The organism is Streptomyces sp. NPDC001351 (assembly GCF_042896045.1).
Lineage (GTDB): Bacteria > Actinomycetota > Actinomycetes > Streptomycetales > Streptomycetaceae > Streptomyces.
This window is the reverse complement of sequence record NZ_JBIAWS010000018.1, coordinates 1-25,311: the sequence shown is the minus strand read 5'-3', so window position 1 is coordinate 25,311 and position 25,311 is coordinate 1. Positions and strand designations below refer to the sequence as shown.

Sequence of the window (25,311 nt, the reverse complement as noted above, 5' to 3'; positions counted from 1 at the left end):
CCGGCCCGCCAGGACCCACTGACCCGCAGCCGCCGACGCACGGAAGTGGGTCGCGGCGGTGCGGCGCAGCCCGCCGTTTACGTCACCCCACCACCGGCCCCTCGGACACCAGGCAGATCCACTGCGGGCGGCGGGCTCGCCGTACCGCCGCGCCCCCGACCCACGACGGACCCGATCGCGCCCGGCCCAAGCCCAGCGCAGCGAACCCGCAGGCCAGAGCCATTGTCAGTGGCCGGGTGCAGGATGGACGCATGGTCAGCTCCGCACACCGAGCCCTCGACGGCTTCTCCCCCGCGACCCGCGGCTGGTTCACGGGGGCCTTCTCCGCGCCCACCGCGGCCCAGGCCGGCGCGTGGCAGGCCATCAGAGAGGGCTCGGACGTGCTGGTGGTCGCCCCCACCGGTTCCGGCAAGACCCTGGCCGCGTTCCTCGCCGCCCTGGACCAGCTGGCCTCGACACCGCCCCCCGCAGACCCCAGGAAGCGCTGCCGCGTCCTGTACGTGTCGCCGCTCAAGGCCCTCGCGGTCGACGTCGAGCGCAACCTCCGCAGCCCACTGACCGGTATCCGCCAGGAATCCGTGCGGCGGGGCCTGCCCGAGCCCGAGGTGAAGGTGGGCATCCGCTCCGGTGACACTCCGGCAGCCGAGCGCCGTGCCCTGTCCACCCGCCCCCCGGACATCCTGATCACCACCCCGGAGTCCCTGTTCCTGATGCTGACGTCGGCCACGCGCGACGCGCTGACCGGCATCGAGACGGTGATCCTCGACGAGGTGCACGCGGTGGCGGGCACCAAGCGCGGCGCGCATCTCGCGCTCTCCCTGGAGCGGCTGGACGAGATCCTGCCGAAGCCGGCCCGCCGCATCGGCCTCTCGGCGACGGTCCGCCCGGTCGACGAGGTCGCGCGGTACCTCTCACCGCGCCGCAAGGTGGAGATCGTCCAGCCGAAGTCGGGCAAGGAGTTCGACCTCTCGGTGGTCGTCCCGGTCGAGGACCTGGGAGAGCTGGGCGGCTCCCCGGTCGCCGACGGGTCGGAGGGCACGGAGCGCCCGTCGATCTGGCCGCATGTCGAGGAGCGGATCACCGACCTCGTCCAGGCCCACCGCTCCACGATCGTGTTCGCCAACTCCCGTCGCCTCGCGGAGCGCCTGTGCAACAGGCTCAACGAGATCGCGTACGAGCGGGCCACCGGCGAGACCCTGGACGAGCACCACGCCCCGGCCGAGCTCATGGGCGGCTCCGGAGCGGCGCAGGGCGCACCACCCGTCATCGCCCGTGCCCACCACGGCTCGGTCTCCAAGGAGCAGCGCGCCCTCGTCGAGGAGGACCTCAAGGCGGGCCGCCTGCCCGCCGTGGTCGCGACATCGAGCCTCGAACTCGGCATCGACATGGGCGCGGTCGACCTCGTCGTCCAAGTGGAGTCCCCGCCGTCCGTCGCCTCCGGCCTGCAGCGCGTGGGCCGCGCGGGTCACCAGGTGGGCGCGGTCTCCACCGGTGTGGTCTTCCCCAAGTACCGCGGCGACCTCGTCCAGGCGGCGGTGGTCACCGAACGCATGCGCACCGGCTCCATCGAATCCCTGAAGGTCCCCGCCAACCCCCTGGACGTCCTGGCCCAGCAACTGGTGGCGATGACGGCCCTGGACACCTGGCAGGTCGACGACCTGCTCGCCACGGTCCGCCGGGCCGCGCCCTTCGCCTCGCTCCCGGAGTCGGCGTTCACGGCGGTCCTCGACATGCTCGCGGGCCGCTATCCGTCCGACGCGTTCGCCGAGCTGCGCCCGCGCGTGGTGTGGGACCGCGTCGCCGGCACGGTCACCGGCCGCCCCGGCGCTCAGCGCCTCGCCGTCACCTCCGGCGGCACCATCCCCGACCGCGGGCTCTTCGGGGTCTTCCTCGCCGGAGCCGACCCCAAGAAGGGCGGCGGCCGGGTCGGCGAGCTCGACGAGGAGATGGTCTACGAGTCACGCGTGGGAGACGTCTTCACGCTCGGCACCAGCTCCTGGCGCATCGAGGACATCACCCGCGACCGCGTCCTGGTCTCCCCCGCGCCGGGCGTACCGGGCCGGCTCCCCTTCTGGAAGGGCGACCAGCTCGGCCGCCCCCTCGAACTGGGGCGCGCGGTAGGCCAGTTCCTGCGCGAGGTCGGCTCGCTGCCCAAGGAGGACGCCCGGCTGCGCCTCCTCGCGGCGGGCCTGGACGCCTGGGCCGCGGACAACGTCCTGTCCTACCTGGCCGAGCAACGCGAGGCCTGTGGCCACGTCCCCGACGACCGCACGATCGTCGTGGAGCGCTTCCGCGACGAGCTCGGCGACTGGCGGGTCGTCGTCCACTCCCCCTTCGGCGCCCAGGTGCACGCGCCATGGGCACTCGCCCTCGGCGCCAAACTCTCCGAGCGGTACGGCATGGACGCCCAGGTCATGCATGCCGACGACGGCATCGTGCTGCGCCTCCCGGACGCCGACCTCATGGGCCTGGACCTGCTCGACCAGGAGCCGATGAAGGCGGGCACGGAGTACGACGCCGACCAGGCACCCGTCGGCGCCGCGGACGTCGTCTTCGACAAGGGCGAGGTCGACCAGGTGGTCACCGACCAGGTGGGCAGCTCCGCCCTGTTCGCGTCCCGATTCCGCGAGTGCGCGGCCCGCGCGCTGCTGCTGCCGCGCCGCAACCCCGGCAAGCGCACCCCGTTGTGGCAGCAGCGCCAGCGCGCCTCCCAACTGCTCCAGGTGGCCAGCGAGTTCGGCTCGTTCCCGATCGTCCTGGAGGCGGTTCGCGAGTGCCTTCAGGACGTCTTCGACGTCCCCGGGCTGGTCGAGCTGATGGGCGACCTGGAGTCCCGCAAGGTACGCCTGGTCGAGGTCACCACCCCCGAGCCCTCACCCTTCGCCCGCTCCCTCCTCTTCGGATACGTCGCCCAGTTCCTCTACGAAGGGGACTCACCGCTCGCCGAGCGCCGCGCCGCCGCGCTTTCCCTGGACTCGCGGCTGCTGGCCGAGCTGCTGGGCCAGGCGGAACTGCGTGAACTGCTCGACGCCGAGGTGCTGACCGAGCTGGAGCGGGAGCTCCAGTGGCTCACCGAGGACCGGCGCGTCAAGGACGCCGAGGGTGTCGCGGACCTCCTGCGCCTGCTCGGCCCGTTGACCGACGCGGAGCTCGCCGAGCGCGGCGCCGAGCCGCAGTGGGCGCAGCAGCTGGCCGGCGCCCGCCGCGCGATCAAGGTCCGGGTCGCCGGCGCGGACCACTGGGCGCCGATCGAGGACGCGGGCCGCCTGCGCGACGCCCTCGGCACGGCCCTGCCTGTCGGCGTCCCGGAGGCTTTCATGGAGCCGGTGAAGGACCCCCTCGGCGACCTCCTCGCCCGCTACGCGCGCACCCACGGCCCCTTCACCTCGGCCACCGCGGCGGCCCGCTTCGGCCTGGGCGTGGCCGTCACGGAAGGCGCCCTGCAGCGGCTCGCGGCCAACGGCCGTGTCGTGCAGGGCGAGTTCCATCCGGCGGGTATCGGCCAGGAGTGGTGCGACGCGGCGGTACTGCGCCGACTGCGCCGCCGTTCCCTGGCCGCGCTGCGGCACGAGCTGGAACCGGTGGCACCGGCCGCGCTCGCCCAGTTCCTGCCGCAGTGGCAGCACATCGGCAAGGGGCACGGGCTGCGCGGTGTCGACGGACTGGTGCGTGCCGTCGAGCAGCTGCAGGGCGCATCCGTGCCCGCGTCGGCCCTGGAGAAGCTGGTCCTGCCGTCCCGCGTCACCAACTACACGCCCGCGATGCTCGACGAGCTCACCGCAGCCGGAGAGGTCGTCTGGGCCGGCGCAGGCGCCCTTCCCGGCAAGGACGGATGGGTCTCCCTGTATCTGGCGGATGCTGCTCCCCTGCTCCAGCCCCCGCCACACCCGCTGGAACTGACCGCGCTCCACCAGTCGGTGCTGGACGCCCTCTCCGGGGGCTACGGCCTGTTCTTCCGCCAGATCGCCGACCAGGTGCGCGCGACCACCCACCCCGACGTCACCGATCCCCAACTCGCCGACACCATCTGGGACCTGGCCTGGTCCGGACACCTCACGAACGACACACTGGCCCCCATGCGCTCCCTGCTGGGCTCGGGCCGCACCGCGGGCTCGACGGCCCACCGCGCCAAGCGCAGCGTCCCCCGCGGACGTTACGGCTCCCTGACCGCGGCGGCCCGTCCCGCCTCCCGCAGCGGGCCGCCGACCGTCGCCGGCCGCTGGTCCCTGCTCCCGGCACGCGAGGCCGACCCGACGGTGCGCGCGCACGCCGTCGCCCGCACGCTCCTCGACCGGCACGGCGTGGTCACCCGGGGCGCCGTCTCCGCGGAAGGCGTCGAGGGCGGCTTCTCGGCGACGTACCGCATCCTGTCCGCCTTCGAGGAGAGCGGCCAGGCACGGCGCGGGTATGTGGTGGAGGGGCTCGGCGCGGCCCAGTTCGCGATGGACGGCGCGGTGGACCGCCTGCGCGCGGTGTCCAACGCCCGCGACCGCGGCGAAACCCTGCCGCAGCCGTCGGCCGACGGCACACCGAGCGGCCACCCCGCCGGCGCCTTCGGCTCGTCCCACGCCTTCACCGCGCCCGGCGACCCCAGCGCCGGAACGCCGCACGGCCACACGCTCCACAGCTCCGACGATCCCGACACCTTCGACTGGACGGACGGCTTCGACTCGGGGAGCACTACCGCCCGGAGCGGGGACCGTGCCCGCCGGGACCGGCCCGAGTTCGGCATCACCGGCTTCGAGGACGACTTCGACCTCCCGCCCGCTCGCGCATCCCGGGACGAATACGTCTCGCCCCGCGACCTCCCGTCCCCGGGCACGGGCGGCCCCCGAAGCGTCCCCGCCTCGACACCCGTCCCGTACGGTTTCCCCGATCGCCGCCCCCGCCCCACTCCCGACTCCCGGGCCGTCGTCCTGGCCGCAGCCGATCCGGCGAACGCCTACGGCGCGGCGCTGCCCTGGCCGGAGCCCCCGACCGGCGCGGGGCACAAGCCGGGGCGAAAGGCGGGCTCCCTGGTGGTCCTCGTCGACGGTGAGCTGACGCTCTACATGGAGCGCGGCGGCAAGACACTGCTGGCCTGGCCCGCCGACCCGGAAGGCACCGCCACCGAGGACCCCCGTCTGCAGACAGCCGCGCAGGCTCTGGCCGCAGCCGCCCGGGCAGGCTCCCTCGGCACCGTCACAGTGGAGCGCGTCAACGGCGCCTCGGCCCTGACGTCCCCCATCGGCACCCTCCTGGAAGGAGCAGGCTTCATCGCAACCCCGCGGGGTCTGCGGCTGCGGGCCTGACCGCAAGGGCCACGCTCTCCGGGCCCGCGAGCGCCCGCACGTGACACCCTTGACCCATGCCCGAAGGAGACACGGTCTGGCAGACGGCTAAACGCCTGCACGACGCCCTCGCCGGCAAGGTGCTGACCCGCAGCGACTTCCGGGTGCCGAAGTACGCCACGACCGACCTCACGGGCCGCGCCGTCCTGGACGTCACCCCGCGCGGCAAGCACCTCCTGACGCGCATCGAGGGCGGCCTGACGCTCCACTCCCACCTGCGGATGGACGGCTCCTGGAAGGTGTACGCGAACGGCATGCGCTGGACCGGCGGCCCGTCCCATCAGATCCGCGTGATCCTGGGGAACGCCGACCGCACAGCAGTCGGCTACCGCCTCCCCGTCCTCGACCTCCTGCGCACCGCCGACGAACAGCGCGCCGTCGGCCATCTCGGCCCCGACCTCCTAGGCCCGGACTGGGACCCGCGGCAGGCGCTCGCCAACCTGCTCGCCGACCCTGCCCGCCCCCTCGGCGAGGCCCTCCTGGACCAGCGCAACCTCGCCGGCATCGGCAATGTCTACAAGAGCGAGCTCTGCTTCCTGCTCGGTGCCACCCCCTGGCTCCCCATCGGTGCGCTGCCCGCCGACCGCGCGGCGAAGCTGCCCGCGCTCGCCAAGAAGCTCCTGGAGGCCAACCGCGACCGCCCGGTCCGCACCACGACGGGCCGCCGCGGGCAGGATCTGTTCGTGTACGGCCGCGCACCCCGCCCGTGCTTGCGCTGCCACACCTCCGTCCGCGTGGCCGACCAGGGCGACGGCTCCCGCGAACGCCCCACCTACTGGTGCCCGAACTGCCAGACGGGACCGGCGCCGAGTACCGCCCGACCCCGCGCAACTCCACGCCGTACGACTAATTGACGACCCGTCAGAAACCCTCGTACCGTCCCATCATGCCCGTCAAGGCGTACGAACTCACCGGACGTACCGCATTCGTCACCGGAGCGGCCGGCGGCATCGGCCGCGCCTCGGCCGTGCTCCTCGCCGAAGCCGGCGCCACGGTCCACTGCGCCGACCGCGACGCACAGGGCCTGCACGAGACGGCGACCCTGATCAAGGACGGCGGCGGCACCGCCCGTGTCCACCACCTCGACGTCACCGACCGGGGGCAGCTCCGACAGGCCGTCGAATCCTGCGAGCGCCTGGACGTGATGGCCGCGGTCGCCGGGATCATGCACAGCAGCCCGGTCCTGGAGACCCGGGACGAGGACCTCGACCGGGTCCTGAGTGTGAACTTCAAGGGGGTCTTGTACGCCTGCCAGGAAGCCGCCCGCCTGATGCTGGAGCGGAAGACCGGCGGCAGCATCATCACCATGGCCTCCAGCGCCGTCGACACCGGCCGCCCCGGCCTGCTCTGCTACGGCGCGGCCAAGGCGGCCGTCGTCCAGCTGACAAAGACCCTGGCGAACGAGGTCGGCCGGCACGGGATCCGGGTCAACGCGGTCGCACCCGGCTGGATCCGCACCCCCATGACCGACCGCCATGAGGCCGAGGCGCAGGCGCAGACCGAGACACTGATGGCGCGGATGTCGCCGCTGGGCCGGGTCGGCGAACCGGAGGACGTCGCTCACACCGTGCTGTTTCTGGCCTCCGATGCCTCGTCCTTCACGACGGGCCAGATCCTGCGTCCGAACGGCGGGGTGGCGATGCCATGGTGACGCGGGCCGTCCGCCAGGCCACCCGCCACCGCCCTGCCCCCATGACGCCCGTCGCGCGCGTCTTCGGCACACAGTGCACCGGCAGCAGACCGAGCCCCCAGCCCCCGGCGGCGACCGCCCCCTCCAGCACCCCGGCACCGGGCGCAAACGCAAGCCGCAGCACCGCCCACCACCACAGCACCCCGAGCCCGAGAAACGCCCCCCAGCGCACTGTCGGCCGTGCCATGGACGCCACCTCCGGCCCCGAAGCTAGACCGCCGCCTTCAGGCCCGGAAAGGGCGCACCGACGGCACATGGGCGCAACGCATCGCAGGCATCCACCATGACCGGCCCGAGCCGCACCGGCAAACGGACCCGGACAGCCGTACAAGGCGCCCAGACAACACGAAAACCCCGACCGCACCTCCCCAGTTCTCCCTGGAGAAGCCCCGGCCGGGGCCTTGCACGTGCACGTCGGCTCACGCAGCCACGCGCGTGAACGTCACGCGGCGACCACGTCCACCGCCTCGGCGGGCGCCTTGATGGTCACCCGTTCCGGTGGCACACCGGTCACCGACACGGAACCCAGCATCGGACGAACCGGCGCGGGTACAGGCTCGGTGGCCGCAGCAGACTGGGCCAGCTCGGCGAGGGCGAGCTCGTCGCTCACTTCTCGCATGAGCTCGGACATCCGTACGTCCAGCGCGTCGCAGATCGCGGAGAGCAGCTCGGAGGAAGCCTCCTTCTGCCCCCGCTCCACCTCGGAGAGATAGCCGAGTGAGACTCGGGCGGACGAGGAGACTTCGCGCAGAGTACGGCCCTGGCGCTGGCGCTGCCGACGCAGCACGTCACCCAGCAGGCGACGGAGCAGAATCATCGGTGGCTCCCTCCTCGGACCGCGTAGCCGCATCCTTCACGCCCCACCGTACCGCCTCGCGCTGCGGCCGTGCGGGGAGCGATGTCGTGTTCACTCAGGGCTGCAAACATCAAAACCCCCCGTTCTGTTCCGTATCCTGTGCCAGCTCATTCCCGGTCTGTTCGCTCGCAAGCTCCTTCAGGAGCAGTGCGAGTACGCTCCGTACACTCTCCATACGAATTTCCGCGCGGTCGCCGTTCAACCGCAGGGCCTCGACTTTTCCGCCACCGGCGGAACCGGAATCCGCTCCGAAGGGGCCGTCCACGGCCACGAAAACCGTCCCGACGGGCTTCCCGTCCTGCGGTTCCGGGCCCGCGACACCGGTCGTCGCGAGGCCCCAGTCGGCGCCCAGCGCCTTGCGCACGCCGGCCGCCATCTGGGCCGCGACCTGCGGGTCCACCGCTCCGCGCTGTGCCAGCAGGGTGTCGTCGACGCCCAGCAGCTCGTGCTTCAACTCGGTGGCGTAGGCGGTCACCGAACCACGGAACGCCTTGGACGCTCCTGGGGCGGCTGTGATTTCCGCCGCAACCAGCCCGCCCGTGAGCGACTCGGCGACCGCGAGGGTCTCGCCCCTCACCGTCAGTAGTCGCACGACGTCGGCGGCCGGAGAATTCACGCTTCCGTCTCCTCCAACGCGGCCTTGCGCTCGGCGATTCCCTGCCTGCGCAGCACAATGGCCTGTCTTACATAGTCGAGTCCGGTCGCCACGGTCAGCACGACCGCCGCCGCCATCACCCAGAACCTCAGGGTGGCCAGCCAGCCCGTCAGCGCCAGGACGTACATCCCCACGGCCACGCCCTGTGTGAGGGTCTTCAGCTTGCCGCCGCGGCTCGCCGGGATGACGCCGTAACGGATGACGAGAAAACGCAGCAGCGTGATCCCCAGTTCCCGGCCCAGGATGACGATCGTCACCCACCACGGCAGGTCACCCAGCGAGGAGAGACAGATCAGCGCCGCCCCCATGATCGCCTTGTCGGCGATGGGGTCGGCGATCTTGCCGAAGTCGGTGACGAGGTCGTAGGTGCGCGCCAGATGACCGTCGAAGAGGTCGGTGATCATGGCGATGGCGAAGGCCGCCCAGGCCAGGGAGCGCCACGCGGGGTCGTACCCGCCGTCGGCCAGCATCAGCGCGACGAAGCCGGGCACGAGGAGCAGCCGGAGCATGGTGAGCAGGTTGGCGACGTTCCAGACGCTGGCCTGGTTGACGGCCGCGGCGGCCAGCTTCCCACCCCTCGGGGACTTCGCCCCTGTCTGCCGGTCGGAAGCGGCGGGGCCGGCCGGCGAGGAATCCGCCGGGGAGGAGCCGTTCGCCGCCGATGCCGGTACTCCGGTCATCTGCCCGCCTCCTCACTACACCCGAGCGAGCCCGTCAGCGGCTCGGCCACCAGGTCGACACCTTCCGTACCGACCACCTTCGCCTCGACCATACGGCCGACGCTCAGGCCTTCGCCGTTCGTGAGCAGCACCTGGCCGTCCGTCTCCGGCGCCTGGTGCGCCCCGCGGCCGTACACGCCGTCCTCGTCCACGGACTCCACGAGCACGTGCACGGTCTCGCCCAGGCGTTCCTCGGCCCGCTGGGAGACGAGCTCCTCGGCCAGCCGGGAGACACGTGCCAGCCGCTCGGCGACGACCTCCTCGTCCAGCTTGTTGTCGTACGTCGCCGCCTCCGTGCCCTCCTCGTCGGAGTAGCCGAAGACACCGATGGCATCCAGCCGCGCGCCGTTCAGGAACCGCTCCAGCTCCGCCAGGTCGTCCGCGCTCTCGCCCGGGAAGCCCACGATGAAGTTGGAGCGCACGCCCGCCTGGGGGGCCTTGTTCCGGATGGTGTCGAGCAGCTCCAGGAAGCGGTCGGTGTCGCCGAAGCGGCGCATCGCCCGCAGCACACCGGGGGCGGAGTGCTGGAAGGACAGGTCGAAGTACGGGGCGATCTTCGGCGTCGAGGTCAGGACGTCGATCAGCCCGGGACGCATCTCGGCCGGCTGGAGATAACTCACCCGCACGCGCTCCAGGCCGTCGACCTCGGCCAGCTCCGGCAGGAGCGACTCCAGCAGACGGATGTCGCCGAGGTCCTTGCCGTACGAGGTGTTGTTCTCGGAGACCAGCATGATCTCCTTGACGCCCTGCTCGGCCAGCCACCGCGTCTCGTTCAGCACGTCGCTGGGACGGCGGGAGATGAAGGAGCCGCGGAAGGACGGGATGGCGCAGAAGGAGCAGCGCCGGTCGCAGCCGGAGGCGAGCTTCACCGAGGCGACGGGGGCGCCGTCCAGGCGGCGGCGCAGGGGCGCACGGGGGCCCGAGGCGGGCGCCAGCCCTTCCGGGAGATCCGCCGGGGCGTGCCCGGGCAGCGCCACCCCGGTCGCGGACTCCTGGCGCTCGGCGGGGCTGATCGGCAGCAGCTTGCGCCGGTCGCGCGGGGTGTGGGAGGCGTGGATGCCGCCGTTCAGGATGGTCTGCAGTCGGTCGGAGATGTCCGCGTAGTCGTCGAACCCGAGTACGCCGTCGGCCTCGGGGAGGGCCTCGGCGAGCTCCTTGCCGTACCGCTCGGCCATGCAGCCCACCGCCACGACGGCCTGGGTTCTGCCGTGGCCCTTGAGGTCGTTGGCCTCCAGGAGGGCGTCGACGGAGTCCTTCTTGGCGGCCTCGACGAAGCCACAGGTGTTGACGACGGCGACGTCCGCTTCCGCGGCGTCCTCCACGAGGTCCCAGCCGTCCGCCTCCAAGCGGCCTGCGAGCTCCTCCGAGTCCACCTCGTTACGGGCGCAGCCAAGGGTGACGAGTGCGACGGTACGGCGTTCAGGCATGCGCTCAAGACTACTTTGTCTCACTGACAGCCCACGTCGACGGGGTTGGCCGATCTTGGCCAACCCCGTGTGGACATGCCCCTGCCGGTCGGCTGTCAGCCGGCCTGGGGGTCGCCCTTCGTGTACGTCAGGCGCTCGACCGCGCCCGGCTGGAAGTTGTCCTCGATCTTCTTTCCGTTGACGTAGAGCTGGATCGCGCCCGCGTCACCGAGGACGAGGTTGATCTTCTCGCTGTCCTGGAAGGTCTTGGAGTCGCCCTGCTTGAGGAGCCCGTCGAAGAGCAGCCGGCCGTTGTGGTCCTTGGCCGAGATCCAGCTGCGGCCGTCGGCGGCGCTGACCTGGACGGTCACCTTGTCCTGGGGCGCGGCCGCGATGGCGCTGTCCGAGGGGTTGGACTTCGGGACGTCGGACTTGCTGCTCGTGGGCGTGGGCGAGGCCGACTTGCTGGTCGAGGGCGTGGATCCCTCCGCGACCTGGGTCTTCGCGCCGCTGTCGTCGCCGCCCTTGAACGCGGTGAATCCGACGAAGCCGACCACGGCGACGATCGCGGCGACCATGGCCGCGGTCCAGTTGGGTCCGCGCCGCTCGGGGCGGATGCGCTCCGCCTCGAAGAGGGGGGCCGCGGGGGTCGGAGCGGGGCGGCCGCCGTGCTCGGCGTCGTACTGCGCGAGCAGGGGGGCCGGATCGAGGTGGACAGCCTTGGCCAGGGTCCGGATGTGGCCCCGGGCGTAGACGTCGCCACCACAGGGGGCGAAGTCGTCCGCCTCGATGGCGTGCACGATGGCGATGCGGACCCGGGTGGCATTGGTGACGTCGTCGACGGTCAAACCTGCCGCGATTCGTGCCTGCCGGAGGGCATGGCCGATGGAGCGGCTGGCTTCCGCGCGGTCGTCTTCGAACGGACGCTCGTCTTCAGGGGAGTTGCCGATGGACACGGGGGCGCCTTTCGAGCGTTTAAGCCACCTGTGCTGCAGGTTCAGTCTATGGGGGGTGCGAAAGGGTGGGGCAACCGGGCGGTCGGACTTTGTAGCCCATCGGAATGGCCGGACACGCCGATGGTGGGGTGCGCGATTGTCGCTTCCCTCAACTTGACGTACGTGGACGGGAAACGGTTGCTCAATGATCCCTTACGGGTGAGTCACGATCGGACATCGGTGGCTCTCCCGCGCGAGCCTCTTCTCAAGCCTCCCCGCGGATCACCGCGAGCACGCCGTCCAGCTCGTCGGCCTTCACAAGAACGTCACGAGCTTTCGACCCTTCGCTCGGTCCGACGATGCCCCTGGACTCCATGAGGTCCATGAGCCGCCCGGCCTTGGCGAAACCGACGCGCAGTTTGCGCTGGAGCATGGACGTCGACCCGAACTGCGTGGACACCACCAGTTCGGCCGCCTGGCACAGCAGGTCCAGGTCGTCGCCGATCTCCTCGTCGATCTCCTTCTTCTGCTTGGTGCCCACGGTGACGTCGTCCCGGAAGACGGGCGCCATCTGGTCCTTGCAGTGCTGGACGATCGCCGCGACCTCCTCCTCGGTCACGAAGGCGCCCTGCATACGGGTCGGTTTGCTGGCCCCCATCGGCAGGAACAGCCCGTCGCCCTTGCCGATCAGCTTCTCGGCACCGGGCTGGTCGAGGATGACGCGGCTGTCGGCGAGCGAGGAGGTGGCGAACGCGAGCCGCGAGGGCACGTTCGCCTTGATCAGACCCGTGACGACGTCGACGGAGGGCCGCTGCGTGGCGAGCACCAGGTGGATGCCCGCCGCGCGCGCGAGCTGCGTGATGCGCACGATCGCGTCCTCGACATCCCGCGGGGCGACCATCATCAGGTCGGCGAGCTCGTCGACGATCACCAGCAGATACGGGTACGGCTGCAGCTCCCGCTCGCTGCCCTCGGGCAGCTTCACCTTGCCGTTGCGGATGGCCTCGTTGAAGTCGTCGATGTGCCGGAACCCGAACGCGGCCAGGTCGTCGTACCTGAGGTCCATCTCCCGTACGACCCACTGGAGCGCCTCGGCGGCCCGCTTCGGGTTGGTGATGATCGGCGTGATCAGGTGCGGGATGCCCTCGTAGGCGGTCAGCTCGACCCGCTTGGGGTCGACGAGGACCATACGGACGTCCTCGGGAGTCGCGCGGACCATGACGGACGTGATCAGGCAGTTAATGCACGACGATTTACCGGAACCGGTGGCTCCGGCCACGAGGACGTGCGGCATCTTCGCGAGGTTGGCCATCACATAGCCGCCCTCGACGTCCTTGCCGAGCGCGACCAGCATCGGATGGTCGTCCTCGGCCGCCGCCGCCAGGCGCAGCACGTCCCCGAGGTTGACCATCTCGCGGTCGGTGTTCGGGATTTCGATGCCGACCGCGGACTTGCCGGGGATCGGGCTGATGATCCGCACGTCCGGACTGGCGACGGCGTACGCGATGTTCTTCGTCAGCGCGGTGATCCGCTCGACCTTCACCGCGGGGCCGAGCTCGACCTCGTAGCGCGTGACCGTCGGCCCGCGGGTGAAGCCGGTGACGGCGGCGTCGACCTTGAACTCGGTGAAGACGTTGGTGAGTGACGCGACCACCGCGTCGTTGGCCGCGCTGCGCGCCTTGCCGGGGCCGCCGCGCGTGAGGAGGTCGAGCGAGGGCAGGGAGTAGGTGATGTCGCCGGAGAGCTGAAGCTGCTCGGCGCGGGCGGGCAGGTCGCTGGGCGCCTCGGGGGCGGGCTTGGTGAGGTCCGCGACCTCGACCTTCAGCTTCTCCTGCTTGGGGCGCGCGGCCGGCACGGCCTTCGGTGTCGGTGTGGGGGTCGGTGTGCTCTCCTCGCGGTCCCCGACGCTCACCCCCTGGGTGAGGTCGGCGACGATCGGCGAGGGCGGCATACCGTGCAGGACGGCGCCGTCGAGCGCGGCGGCCGCAGCCGCCGCGACGTCCACGGCGTCCATGGGGCGCTGCATGTCGGGCTGCGGCACCGCCGACCTGCGCGGGCGGCCACGACGCCGCGAGAGGGCCTCCTGCTCCGCGCTGTCGGGGTCGTACGACTCGGGGGCCGGACCACGCCTGCGTGTGCGCGCGGGCAGCGCCTCGCGCCACTGGTCGTCGTAACGCTCATCGTCGTCGGTGAACTCGTCCTCCTCCGGATCGTGGAGGACGCCGAGTTTCACCCCGAGCAGCCGCAGCCGCTGCGGAATGGCGTTGACGGGAGTGGCCGTGACGACGAGCAGCCCGAAGACCGTCAGCAGCACGAGCAGCGGTACGGCGAGGACGTCGCCCATCGTGTACGTCAGCGGGGTCGCCGCCGCCCAGCCGATGAGGCCGCCGGCGTCCCTTATCGCCTGCATGCCGTCACTGCGGGCGGGCGCCCCACAGGCGATGTGGACCTGGCCGAGCACACCGATGACGAGCGCGGACAGGCCGATCACGATGCGGCCGTTGGCCTCGGGCTGCTCGGGATGCCGGATGAAGCGCACGGCGATCACCGCGAGCAGTATCGGCACGAGCAGGTCGAGGCGGCCGAAGGAGCCGGTCACCAGGATCTCGACGAGGTCGCCCACGGGCCCGCGCAGATCGGCCCAGGTGCCGGCAGCCACAATGAGCGCGATGGCAAGCAGCAGCAGGGCGACGCCGTCCTTGCGGTGGGCCGGGTCGAGGTTCTTGGCGCCGTTCCCTATGCCGCGGAAGACGGCACCGACGGCGTGCGCGACGCCGAGCCAGAGGGCGCGGACGAGCTTGTAGATGCCCCCGGTCGGGTTCGGCGCAGGCTTCGGCGGTGGCGCCGACTTCTTCGCCGCGGCTTTCTTGGCCGGGGCCTTCCTCGCCGGGGCCTTTTTCGCAGCGGCCTTCTTCGCCGGAGCCGCCGCCTTCTTCGCGGGCTGCTTCTTGGCAGCGGAGGGACGTGAGGCCATAGAGGTGAGGTTACCGGTGGAGGCGACAGCGGACACGTGTGCCCACTGCTTCACCCGTTCGTGTCGCCCTGAAGCGGGCGCGGAACTGACGCGTCCTCATGGACAACTGCTCCGCGCCCAGAAGTCAGTTCTGCGAGGACACCGAGGACGCGCTGCCGGCGCCCGGTTCCAAGGCGTCCAGCGCCCGCCGCAATCCCGTGAGTTTGCGTTCGAGATGGGCCGCGGTCGCCACGGCCGCCGCATCCGCCGACTCGTCGTCGAGCTGCTTCGACAGCGCCTCGGCCTGCTCCTCGACCGCCGCGAGCCGCGCCGACAGCTCGGCAAGCAGGCTGGCGGGCTCCTTGGCCTCGCCGGCCGCGGTCTTGCCTCCGCCGCCCTCCAACTGGAGCCGCAGCAGCGCCGCCTGCTCCCGCAGCTGGCAGTTCTTCATATACAGCTCGACGAAGACCGAGACCTTCGCGCGCAGCACCCACGGGTCGAACGGCTTGGAGATGTAGTCCACCGCCCCCGCCGCATACCCACGGAAGGTGTGGTGCGGGCCGTGGTTGATCGCCGTGAGAAAGATGATCGGGATGTCCCGGGTCCGCTCTCGCCGCTTGATGTGCGCGGCTGTCTCGAAACCGTCCATTCCCGGCATCTGGACGTCCAGCAGAATGACCGCGAAGTCGTCCGTGAGCAGTGCTTTGAGCGCTTCCTCCCCGGACGATGCCCGCACCAGTGTCTGATCGAGCGCAGAGAGGATGGCCTCCAGCGCAAGCAGATTCTCCGGCCGGTCATCGACCAGGAGGATCTTGGCCTTCTGCACCATGGCCCGCCCTCCTCGCCCCGGATGTGCACCGGGCGCCGCCCCTGGGGACGACTCCCTTTCGCCGCCCGTCCTTGTGCCGGTCATCGTAGCCGCACCCCGCCTGTCGCCACACCCTGTCACCGTGATGTCACTGTGCACGTAGCAGAAACGTAGCGGGAGACCAGAAGGTTCCCCGAATCCCGTACTTCTACACGGACTCGGCCACACTGAGTCAGCAACTCCGCGTGAACATCGATGGTTCCCGTCACTCCCCCCGCATCCACTGCTCCATCACCGACAGCAGGTGATCGGGATCGACCGGCTTCGTCACGTAGTCGGAGGCACCCGACTCGATCGCCTTCTCCCGGTCGCCCTTCATCGCCTTCGCGGTCAGCGCGATGATCGGCAGGCCCGCGAACTGCGGCATCCTGCGGATCGCCGTCGTCGTCGCATAGCCGTCCATCTCGGGCATCATGATGTCCATCAGGACGACCGCGACGTCGTCGTGCTGTTCCAGGACCTCGATGCCCTCGCGGCCGTTCTCGGCGTACAGCACGGACAGCCCGTGCTGCTCGAGCACGCTGGTCAAAGCGAACACGTTGCGGATGTCGTCGTCGACGATCAGCACCTTCTGGCCGCCGAACCGGATGCCGTGGTGCACCTGCGGCGCCGCGTCCTGCTCGGCGGCCGACCACTGCTCCTGGGACGCCAGACGCTGGTCGGCGTCGAGGCCGTGCCTGCGGCGGCGCCTGAAGAGCGCGGCGGCGCCGTTCTGCGTCTCCCGGTACGACTTCACCTCGGCCGGTGTGTCGATCTCCACCTCGGACAGATGAGCGAGGTCCGAGGCGGACACCAGGTCGCCGGCGTTCAAGGAGGGCAGGGCCTGCTGGTAGCCCTGCGGCGGCAGTTCGCTGGGGTGCAGCGGCAAATACAGCGTGAACGTCGAACCGCGTCCCGGCTCGCTCTGCGCGTGGATCTCACCGCCGAGCAGTTGCGCGATCTCCCGCGAGATCGACAGCCCCAGGCCGGTGCCGCCGTACTTGCGGCTCGTCGTGCCGTCCGCCTGCTTGAACGCCTCGAAGATCACGCGCATCTTGCTGGCGGCGATACCGATACCGGTGTCGGTCACCGAGAACGCGATCAGGTCCGCGTCCGGGTCGCTCATCGACCCGGCCTCCAGCAGCTGCTCCCGGATCGCCGCCGGCACTTCCCGGCCGGCCGGCCGGATCACCAGCTCCACGGCCCCGGAGTCGGTGAACTTCACCGCGTTGGACAGCAGGTTCCGCAGCACCTGCAGCAGCCGCTGTTCGTCGGTGTGCAGCGTGGCGGGCAGCTCAGGCGACACCCGTACGGACAGGTCGAGGCCCTTCTCCGCGGTCAGCGGCCGGAAGGTGGCCTCCACGTAGTCGACGAGCTGGACGAGCGCGATACGCGTCGGGGAGACGTCCATCTTGCCCGCCTCGACCTTCGACAGGTCGAGGATGTCATTGATCAGCTGCAGCAGGTCGGATCCCGCGCCGTGGATGGTCTCGGCGAACTCGACCTGCTTCGGGGTGAGGTTGGAGTCCGCGTTGTCGGCGAGCAACTTGGCCAGGATCAGCAGCGAGTTGAGCGGGGTGCGCAGCTCGTGCGACATGTTGGCGAGGAACTCGCTCTTGTACCGCATCGACACCGCGAGTTGCTCGGCGCGCTCCTCCAGGACCTGCCGCGCCTCCTCGATCTCGGTGTTCTTGACCTCGATGTCGCGGTTCTGCTGGGCCAGCAGCTCGGCCTTCTCCTCCAGTTCGGCGTTGGACGCCTGGAGGGCCTTCTGCCGGTTCTCCAACTCGGCTGAGCGCTCACGCAGTTGCTCGGTCAGCTCCTGCGACTGCTTCAGCAGCTGCTCCGTCTTGGTGTTGACGGAGATCGTGTTGACGCTGGTGGCGATCATCTCGGCGATCTGGTTGAGGAAGTCCTTCTGGATCTGCGTGAAGGGATTGAAGGAAGCCAGCTCGATGACACCGAGCACCTTGCCCTCGAACAGCACCGGAAGGACGATCACCTGTGCGGGCGGCGCCTCGCCGAGGCCGGAGGAGATCTTCAGATAGCCACTGGGCGCGTTCTCCACCAGGATCGTGCGCTTCTCCTCGGCGGCCGTCCCGATGAGCGCCTCGCCCGGACGGAACGACGTCGGCATGGAGCCCATCGAGTAGCCGTACGACCCCAGCATGCGCAGTTCGTACGCGTCCTCGCTCTCGGCGTTCAGGTCCTTGCCGTCCATCAGCGGCATCGCCACGAAGAACGCGCCGTGCTGTGCCGAGACCACGGGCGTCAGCTCGCTCATGATCAAAGAGGCCACGTCCTGCAGATCGCGCCGGCCCTGCATCAGCGCGGAGATACGGGCGAGGTTGCCCTTCAGCCAGTCCTGCTCCTTGTTGGCGATCGTGGTGTCGCGCAGGTTGGCGATCATCTTGTTGATGTAGTCCTGAAGCTCCTGGATCTCGCCGGACGCATCCACGTCGATCTTCAGGTTCAGGTCACCGCGGGTCACCGCGGTCGCCACGCGCGCGATGGCGCGCACCTGACGGGTAAGGTTTCCTGCCATTTCGTTCACGGACTCGGTGAGGTCGCGCCAGGTGCCGTCGACGTCACGCACGCGTGCCTGACCGCCGAGCTGTCCTTCCGTGCCCACCTCACGGGCCACTCGGGTGACCTCCTCGGCGAAGGACGACAGCTGGTCGACCATGGTGTTGATCGTCGTCTTGAGCTCGAGGATCTCGCCGCGGGCGTCAATGTCGATCTTCTTGGTCAGGTCACCCTTGGCGATGGCGGTGGTGACCATGGCGATGTTGCGCACCTGGCCCGTCAGGTTGGACGCCATGCCGTTCACGGAGTCGGTGAGGTCCTTCCACGTGCCCGCCACACCCGGCACGTGCGCCTGGCCACCGAGGATGCCGTCCGTGCCCACCTCGCGGGCCACCTTGGTGACCTGGTCGGCGAACGAACTCAGCGTCTTCACCATGGTGTTGAAGGTGTCGGCGAGCTGCTGGACCTCGCCGCGCGCCTCGATCGTCACCGTCCGCGTCAGGTCGCCATTGGCGACGGCCGCCGCGACCTGGGAAATGTTCCGCACCTGCATGGTCAGGTTCTTGGCCATCAGGTTCACGTTGCCGCTGAGGTCCTTCCAGATGCCCGTGACGCCCGGCACGTGCGCCTGGCCGCCCAGGATGCCCTCGGTGCCCACCTCGCGGGCCACCCGGGTCACCTGCTCGGCGAAGCTGGACAGCTGGTCGACCATCGTGTTGACCGTCGTGACAAGCTCGAGAATCTCGCCCTTCGCGTCAACAGTGATCTTCTTGGACAGGTCGCCCTTGGCGACCGCGGTCGTGACCTCGGCGATGTTGCGCACCTGGATGGTCAGGTTGTTCGCCATGAAGTTCACGGACTGCGTGAGGTCCTTCCAGGTGCCGGAGACACCCTGCACCTCGGCCTGACCGCCGAGCTGCCCCTCCGTGCCCACCTCGCGGGCGACCCTGGTGACCTCCTCCGCGAACGACGACAGCTGGTCCACCATCGTATTCAGGGTGTTCTTGAGCTCCAGGATCTCCCCGCGCGCGTCCACGGTGATCTTCTGGGAGAGGTCACCACGGGCGACCGCAGTGGCGACCTGCGCGATGTTGCGCACCTGGGCCGTAAGGTTTCCTGCCATTCCGTTCACGGAGTCGGTCAGGTCCCGCCACACGCCGGCGACGCCGGGCACCTGCGCCTGACCGCCGAGGCGGCCCTCCGTGCCCACCTCGCGGGCGACCCGGGTCACCTGGTCGGCGAACCCGGAGAGCTGGTCGACCATCGTGTTGATGGTGTTCTTCAGCTCCAGGATCTCGCCGCGCGCGTCGACGTCGATCTTCTGGGACAGGTCGCCCTGGGCGACCGCGGTGGTCACCTGGGCGATGTTGCGCACCTGGGCCGTAAGGTTCCCGGCCATGCCGTTGACGGAGTCGGTGAGCTCCTTCCAGGTACCGGCCACACCCGGTACGACCGCCTGACCGCCCAGTCGCCCCTCCGTGCCCACGTCCCGGGCCATCCGCGTCACCTGGTCGGCGAAGGAGGACAGCTGGTCCACCATCGTGTTCACAGTGTTCTTCAGCTGGAGCATCTCGCCGGAGACGTCCACGGTGACCTTCTGCGACAGATCGCCGTTGGCGACCGCCGTCGTCACCTGGGCGATGTTGCGCACCTGCCCGGTGAGGTTGCGGAACGCGGTGTTGACCGAGTCGGTCAGGTCCTTCCAGGTGCCGGCCGCGCCCGGTACCTGCGCCTGCCCGCCCAGCTCACCCTCGACACCGACCTCGCGCGCCACGCGCGTGACCTCGGAACCGAAGGACGACAGCTGATCCACCATGCCGTTGACGGTGTTCTTCAGCTCCAGCATCTCGCCGGCCACGTCGACGGTGACCTTCTGGGAGAGGTCACCATTGGCCACCGCAGTGGTGACGGCCGCGATGTCCCTCACCTGAATGGTCAGATTCCGGAACACCGTGTTGACGGAGTCCGTCAGGTCCTTCCACGTACCCGCCGCGCCCGGCACGTTCGCCTGGCCGCCGAGCTGTCCCGCGGCACCGACCTCGTTGGCCACACGCGTGACCTCGTCCGCGAAGATCCGCAGCGTCTCCGTCATCTGGTTGATCGTGTCCGCGAGCTGCGCGACCTCGCCTCGCGCGGAGACGGTGACCTTCTGCGAGAGATCACCGTTGGCGACCGCCGTGGTGACCTGGGCGATCCCGCGCACCTGGGCCGTCAGGTTGCCGGCCATCAGGTTCACCGAATCGGTGAGGTCCTTCCACACGCCGGCCACGCCCGGTACCTGCGCCTGCCCGCCGAGCTCGCCCTCGGTGCCCACCTCGCGCGCGACTCGCGTCACCTCGGAGGAGAAGGACGACAGCTGGTCCACCATCGTGTTGACGGTGTTCTTCAGCTCCAGCATCTCGCCGGCGACATGGACGGTGACCTTCCGCGACAGATCGCCCTTGGCCACCGCGGTCGTCACCAGGGCGATGTCCCGCACCTGGGCCGTCAGCCGGTACGCCATCGTGTTGACGGAGTCCGTGAGGTCCTTCCACGAACCCGACATGCCACGCACGCGTGCCTGCCCGCCCAGCTTGCCCTCGGTGCCCACCTCGCTGGCCACACGCGTGACCTCGTCGGTGAAGGTCGACAGCTGATCGACAAGGTTGTTTACAGTCCGCCCGACCTTGAGGAACTCCCCACGCAGCGGGTGGCCGGTCCCGTCCGGCGCCTGCGTCCGCAGCTCCATACGGGGCGAGAGATCGCCCTCCGCGACCGCGGACAGCACCCGGCCGACCTCGGAGACGGGCCGCACGAGGTCGTCCACGAGCGCGTTGGACGCCTCGATGGCGGCCACCCAGGAGCCCTCGTAGGCGCCCGTCTCCAGCCGTTCGGTGAGCTTGCCCTCACGGCCCACCATGCGCCGTACCCGCGACAGCTCACCCGTCAGATGGAGATTCCGGTCGGCCACCTCGTTGAAGACCGCCGCGATCTCCGACATCACGCCGTCTCCGGACACCGTGAGCCGCTTGCGGAAGTTCCCGTCGCGCATCGCCACGAGAGCCGCCAGCAGCCGGTTCAGGGACGCCGTGTCCACTGCGGTCGTCCCGCCGCGCGGTTTGCGCTGGTTGTTCAGGGACTGTCCGCCTTTCGCGCGCGTCTTAGTGCCCCGCGTCGCTGCGCCAGACTCCACTGTGTCCCTCCCGCAGGGGTCGACCGTTACTGCTGTGCTCCGGTACTACCGCTCGACGTACCAGTTACTGCTGCCTGTTTCTGCCCGATGTACCAGGCCGCACCACGGGCTGCTGCCCGCTGCACGCGGAAGTCACTCGACCTGCTCGGACCTTCACAAGAAGCTTGCCCAGTGTTTCACCCTGCTTGAACCCGGCCATAACAGTTCGGCAGCTTCGCACATCGTCCGCACACCGTCTGGGCGGAAACACTGCAGACCGGCATCCGCATGGCCGTCGAAGGTAAGTAACCTTGCATGCGGCTGTCCAGCCGCGCCGGTCCGTCCGGCCTGGGCGGTGGCACGAGAACGAGCGGGCATCGGAGGGGCGGCCGCACACATGACCACCGGACTGATCCCGGGGGGACAGCCCCCGGACCCCCGGCCGACGGGCGGTCTGCCGCATCAGCGGCACGAGCCGGTCGGCCAGGCAGCCCTGCCCGTCGACAACCGGCCGAGGAGTTCTGTGATCACCGCGCGCGCGGCCGCCAGCTTCGAGCCCGTCGGACGATCGGTAGCGACCGCCCGCTCCTTCGTCCGCGACACCCTCCAGGGCTGGGGCTTCGCCGACATCGTCGACGACGCCGTGGTCCTGACCAGCGAGCTGGTCACCAACGCCGTCGTCCACGCGGGCACCTCCGCCGACGTCCTGTGTCTGCGCAGCGACGAAGGCGTACGGATCGAGGTGGCCGACAGGTACCCGGAGCGCGAGATCCCCCTCCAGGGTCACCCCGTCAACATGGGGAGCCCGGACCGCGAAGGCGGCCGGGGACTCCAGCTGTGCGCCGCACTCGCAGGCCGCTGGGGTGTCGAGTACACGCCCACCCACAAACAGGTCTGGTTCCAGCTCGACCTGCCCGAGCGCGCCGTGGGCACCCGCGCCGCCGGCCCGTCCCTCCCCGCCGACCTCCTCCCCCTCGCCGACGGCCGGGTCCGCGTCGCAGTCGTCCAGATCGACCGCAGCGGTTCCATCACTTCGTGGAACGAGGACGCGGAGGAACTCTTCGGTTACCCCGCCGAACAGGTGATCGGAAAGCCCCTTACCGATCTCGCCGCCTGGCCGCACACCCCGGGCACCAGCACCGGCATCGCCGAGGCCCTCCAGCTCTCCCGCTGGGAGGGCAGCTACGGCATAAGGGGCGCCAACGGCCGCGTCATCCCCGTGTACGCCTCCCACCTCCGCGTACGCGACACGGGCGGCGAGCCGTCCACCGTCTGTCTCCTCGTCCGGGACCACGAACGGGCCGTCCTGCAGACCCCGCTGCGTATCCCGGCCTCCGACACGGCACCCGCCGCCGACGGCCAGAGCACGGACCCCTTCGAGGTCTTCATCGGCTCTCCGGCCCCGGACGACCTCGACGGCCTCCTCCAGCGCACGGTGGAACGCGCCCGCGACATGCTCGACGCCGACTCCGCCTTCCTGCTCCTGGCGACCGACGACGAGACGGAGCTGGAGGTCCGCGCCTCCACCGGCCTGCCCTCCGCCCGCCAGCGCTTCGCGCGTGTGCCCGTCGAGGCCGGCCCCGGCCGCTACGGCTCGGCCCGCATGCCGGCCGTCCACGACGACCTCACGGCCGTACCCGGCGCCGTCCCGCTCCTCAGCGGCACCGGCATGCGCTCGGTCGTCACGGTCCCCCTGAAGGTCGAGGGCCGCCTCACCGGCTCCCTCGGCGTGGCGGCCGAGAGCCCCGGCAGATACTCGAACGAAGAGGCCCTGCGCCTCCAATTCGCCGCCGACCGCATCGCGTTGGCCGTCGAGTCGGCCCGCCTCGGCGAGCTGGAACGCCTGCGCCGAGGCTCGCTCAGCTTCCTGGTCGAAGCCTCCGACCTCCTGGCAGGCACCCTGGACCGCGACCAGACCCTCGCCCTCATGGCCCAGATGACGGTCCCCACCCTCGCCACCTGGTGCGCCGTCTACACGATCGCCGACCAGGCCTCCGAGCCGTATCTGTCGTATGTCCTGCACGAGGACGAGGAACTCATCGACGGCATCAAGTCGCTGCTGTCGAAGGTCCCGCCGCCCGACCCGGTACCCACGCCCGGCGCCCGAGTCTGGTCGGCCCCCGGCGAGGTCGCCCACCAGGCGGCCCTGCGCAGCTCCATGCGCAGCCTGGGCCTGAGCGGCGGCCCGACCCACCAGATGTCCTCGGGCATCGGCCCCACGCTCGCCACGGCCTCCGCGGTCGGCGGCGAAACCGTCGTACTCCCCCTGGTGGCGCGCAACCGAGTCATCGGCATGCTGACCCTCGGCAAGCCCACTGACGAACACTTCCGCCAGGAAATCCTGGAACTGGCCGAGGACCTGAGCCGACGGGCCGCCCTGGCCCTCGACAACGCCCGCCTGTACTCGGAGCGCACGGCCATCAGCCAGTCCCTCCAGCGCAGCCTCCTGCCCCCGGAACTCCCGGAGATCGACGGCGTGGAGGTCGAGGTCATCTACCGCGCGGCCGGCGAGGGCAACGAGGTCGGGGGCGACTTCTACGACCTCTTCCCGATCAGCGACGGCGCCTACGGCTTCGCCATCGGCGACGTCTGCGGTACGGGCCCCAACGCGGCGGCCGTGACCGGCCTCGCCCGGCACGCGCTCCGTCTCCTGGCCCGCGAGGGCCTCAGCGGCCCGGCCGTCCTGGAACGACTGAACTCGGCCATTCTCGACGAGGGCGCCCGCAGCCGCTTCCTGACCCTCCTCTACGGCGAGCTACGGCCCCAGGAGGACGGCAGCGCCGAACTGAAGGTGGTCTGCGCCGGCCACCCCCTCCCGCTCCGTCTGCGCCAGGACGGCACGGTCGAACCGGCCGCCGAACCACAGCCGCTCCTTGGCGTCATGGAGGACCTGGAACTCTACGAGCAGACGGTCACCCTCGACCCTGGTGATGTCCTTCTCTGCGTCACGGACGGGGTCACCGAGCGCCGTGAGGGCACCCGCATGCTCGGCGACGACGGTCTCACCGACGTCCTGACCACCTGCACGGGCCTGACGGCCGGCGCGGTTGCCGCCCGCATCATGCGCGCCGTGGAACGCTTTGCCTCCGACGCACCGTCCGACGACATGGCAATCCTGGCCATGCGGGTCCCGGGCCTCCACAAGGACTGAAAGACCTGCGAACACGGAAAAGGCCCCGCCCAATTGGGCGGGGCCTTTCGTCTGGAGCCCCCAAACGGAATCGAACCGTTGACCTTCTCCTTACCATGGAGACGCTCTGCCGACTGAGCTATAGGGGCCTGTCACCCTGAGGAGTTTTCCCCGCGGCAACGGAATAGATCATACCCCGAACAGACACGTGCTCCCAACCGTGTGGTGCAGTGCCGCCCGCCCGCTCAGAAAGCAGGCTGAAGCAATCCGCCCAGCGCATTGCACGCGCCCACGATCCGCTGCATGTCCCGCTTGGTCAACGCGGCGTCCACAGGAAGCGCAAGGGTCTCGTCGGCGGCCCGCTCGGTCTCCGGCAGCGACACGCACCGCCGGAATTCCGGCAGCCGGTGCACAGGCGTCTTCACCGGCACCCGGCACTCAACTCCCCTGGCCCGCACGGCCCGAGCGAAGGCATCCCGATCCGGCCGCCCATTGCCCGGCACCCGCACGACGTACTGCTGATAGGTGTGCCCGTCACCACCGTCGGGCGTCCGCACACCCCTCAACTTGGCATCGAGATACGCGGCCCGCTCCCTCCGCTGAGCGACCTCGTCGTACGGAACCTCGGACTCTCCCTGCTCCAGCACCAGAAGCCCATGCCGCTGCCCCACACCGTGCAGCCGCGCGATGTCGGCCGGCCGGCCGAAGCGGTGGACGACAACGACCGCCGCTGTCCGCGGAGTTATGGCTGCTTCGACAGAGCCCGGGTCGAGGCAGTACGTCAGCGGATCTATGTCGGCGAACACCGGCAGCGCGCCGGCGAAGGCGACGGCCCCGGCGACCTCGGAGTTACCGAAGGCCGGCACGACAACCTCGTCACCGACTCCGACGCCGGCGGCCCTGAGCATTGCAGCAGTACCCATGCTTCGGATGGTTGTTGCGCAACGTGAACTTCAAGTGACCGAGAACAAAAAAGGGTTGGACCCCGAACCGAAGTTCAGGATCCAACCCTTTGAATAATTGTTCGGCGGCGTCCTACTCTCCCACAGGGTCCCCCCTGCAGTACCATCGGCGCTGTAAGGCTTAGCTTCCGGGTTCGGAATGTAACCGGGC

General features: G+C 70.2%; 14 protein-coding genes, 1 tRNA gene and 1 rRNA gene. 4 read left to right on the top strand and 12 right to left on the bottom strand.

Annotation, left to right across the window (positions count from 1 at the left end; genetic code table 11):
• Nucleotides 1–251: 251 nt before the first annotated feature.
• From ACFY1U_RS43250 to ACFY1U_RS43240, 3 genes are read left to right on the top strand one after another with little or no spacing between them, the layout of a single operon-like run.
• The gene (locus tag ACFY1U_RS43250) at nucleotides 252–5,291 is read left to right on the top strand and encodes an ATP-dependent helicase (protein ID WP_390699581.1); all 5,040 of its coding nucleotides are present in this window, start codon (nucleotides 252–254) and stop codon (nucleotides 5,289–5,291) included.
• 56 nt (nucleotides 5,292–5,347) lie between these two features.
• The gene (locus tag ACFY1U_RS43245) at nucleotides 5,348–6,184 is read left to right on the top strand and encodes an Fpg/Nei family DNA glycosylase (RefSeq protein WP_390699580.1); all 837 of its coding nucleotides are present in this window, start codon (nucleotides 5,348–5,350) and stop codon (nucleotides 6,182–6,184) included.
• Between the two features lie 32 nt (nucleotides 6,185–6,216).
• Complete coding sequence (locus tag ACFY1U_RS43240) at nucleotides 6,217–6,981, top strand: SDR family NAD(P)-dependent oxidoreductase (RefSeq protein WP_390699579.1); 765 nt, start codon at nucleotides 6,217–6,219, stop codon at nucleotides 6,979–6,981.
• Here the strand turns inward: ACFY1U_RS43240 and ACFY1U_RS43235 are convergent.
• The 9 genes from ACFY1U_RS43235 to ACFY1U_RS43195 all read right to left on the bottom strand — a co-directional run bounded on the left by ACFY1U_RS43235 (nucleotide 6,929) and on the right by ACFY1U_RS43195 (nucleotide 21,089).
• Nucleotides 6,929–7,207, bottom strand: coding sequence for a hypothetical protein (locus tag ACFY1U_RS43235; protein ID WP_390699578.1), 279 nt, complete (start codon nucleotides 7,205–7,207; stop codon nucleotides 6,929–6,931). The genes ACFY1U_RS43240 and ACFY1U_RS43235 overlap by 53 nt on opposite strands.
• Before the next feature lie 255 nt (nucleotides 7,208–7,462).
• Nucleotides 7,463–7,837 carry a helix-turn-helix domain-containing protein gene (locus ACFY1U_RS43230; RefSeq protein ID WP_030947329.1) on the bottom strand — a complete coding sequence of 125 codons (375 nt, stop codon included), beginning with the start codon at nucleotides 7,835–7,837 and terminating at the stop codon, nucleotides 7,463–7,465.
• Between the two features lie 109 nt (nucleotides 7,838–7,946).
• Nucleotides 7,947–8,492 (bottom strand): CinA family protein, encoded by a 546-nt coding sequence (locus ACFY1U_RS43225; protein ID WP_390699577.1) that lies wholly within the window; start codon nucleotides 8,490–8,492, stop codon nucleotides 7,947–7,949.
• Nucleotides 8,489–9,211, bottom strand: a complete 723-nt coding sequence (pgsA, locus tag ACFY1U_RS43220) for a CDP-diacylglycerol--glycerol-3-phosphate 3-phosphatidyltransferase (protein WP_390699576.1) — start codon at nucleotides 9,209–9,211, stop codon at nucleotides 8,489–8,491. The genes ACFY1U_RS43225 and pgsA overlap by 4 nt, the downstream gene beginning before the upstream one ends.
• Nucleotides 9,208–10,677: a 30S ribosomal protein S12 methylthiotransferase RimO gene (rimO, locus tag ACFY1U_RS43215; protein WP_390699575.1), complete on the bottom strand. Its 1,470-nt coding sequence runs from the start codon at nucleotides 10,675–10,677 to the stop codon at nucleotides 9,208–9,210. Before rimO ends, pgsA begins: the two co-directional genes overlap by 4 nt.
• Before the next feature lie 95 nt (nucleotides 10,678–10,772).
• Nucleotides 10,773–11,612 carry a helix-turn-helix domain-containing protein gene (locus tag ACFY1U_RS43210; protein ID WP_390699574.1) on the bottom strand — a complete coding sequence of 280 codons (840 nt, stop codon included), beginning with the start codon at nucleotides 11,610–11,612 and terminating at the stop codon, nucleotides 10,773–10,775.
• Between the two features lie 244 nt (nucleotides 11,613–11,856).
• Nucleotides 11,857–14,565 carry a DNA translocase FtsK gene (locus tag ACFY1U_RS43205; protein ID WP_390699573.1) on the bottom strand — a complete coding sequence of 903 codons (2,709 nt, stop codon included), beginning with the start codon at nucleotides 14,563–14,565 and terminating at the stop codon, nucleotides 11,857–11,859.
• A gap of 124 nt (nucleotides 14,566–14,689) precedes the next feature.
• A complete protein-coding gene (locus tag ACFY1U_RS43200) occupies nucleotides 14,690–15,373 on the bottom strand; it encodes a response regulator (RefSeq protein WP_115909444.1) in 684 nt (227 codons plus the stop codon).
• Nucleotides 15,374–15,617: 244 nt separating this feature from the next.
• Nucleotides 15,618–21,089, bottom strand: a complete 5,472-nt coding sequence (locus ACFY1U_RS43195) for a HAMP domain-containing protein (protein WP_390699572.1) — start codon at nucleotides 21,087–21,089, stop codon at nucleotides 15,618–15,620.
• Nucleotides 21,090–21,465: 376 nt separating this feature from the next.
• Here ACFY1U_RS43195 and ACFY1U_RS43190 point away from each other — a divergent pair, with 376 nt between their 5' ends.
• Entirely contained in the window at nucleotides 21,466–24,219 is a 2,754-nt protein-coding gene (locus tag ACFY1U_RS43190) for a SpoIIE family protein phosphatase (RefSeq protein ID WP_390699571.1), read from the top strand.
• 52 nt (nucleotides 24,220–24,271) lie between these two features.
• On the opposite strand, the gene ACFY1U_RS43185 is transcribed toward ACFY1U_RS43190, so the two are convergent.
• The 3 genes from ACFY1U_RS43185 to rrf form a co-directional block, all read right to left on the bottom strand.
• Nucleotides 24,272–24,347: transfer RNA gene (locus ACFY1U_RS43185), tRNA-Thr, on the bottom strand.
• 96 nt (nucleotides 24,348–24,443) lie between these two features.
• Nucleotides 24,444–25,106, bottom strand: coding sequence for a DegT/DnrJ/EryC1/StrS family aminotransferase (locus ACFY1U_RS43180; RefSeq protein ID WP_390699736.1), 663 nt, complete (start codon nucleotides 25,104–25,106; stop codon nucleotides 24,444–24,446).
• Nucleotides 25,107–25,220: 114 nt separating this feature from the next.
• A 5S ribosomal RNA gene (gene rrf / locus ACFY1U_RS43175) occupies nucleotides 25,221–25,311 on the bottom strand; the annotation flags it as partial.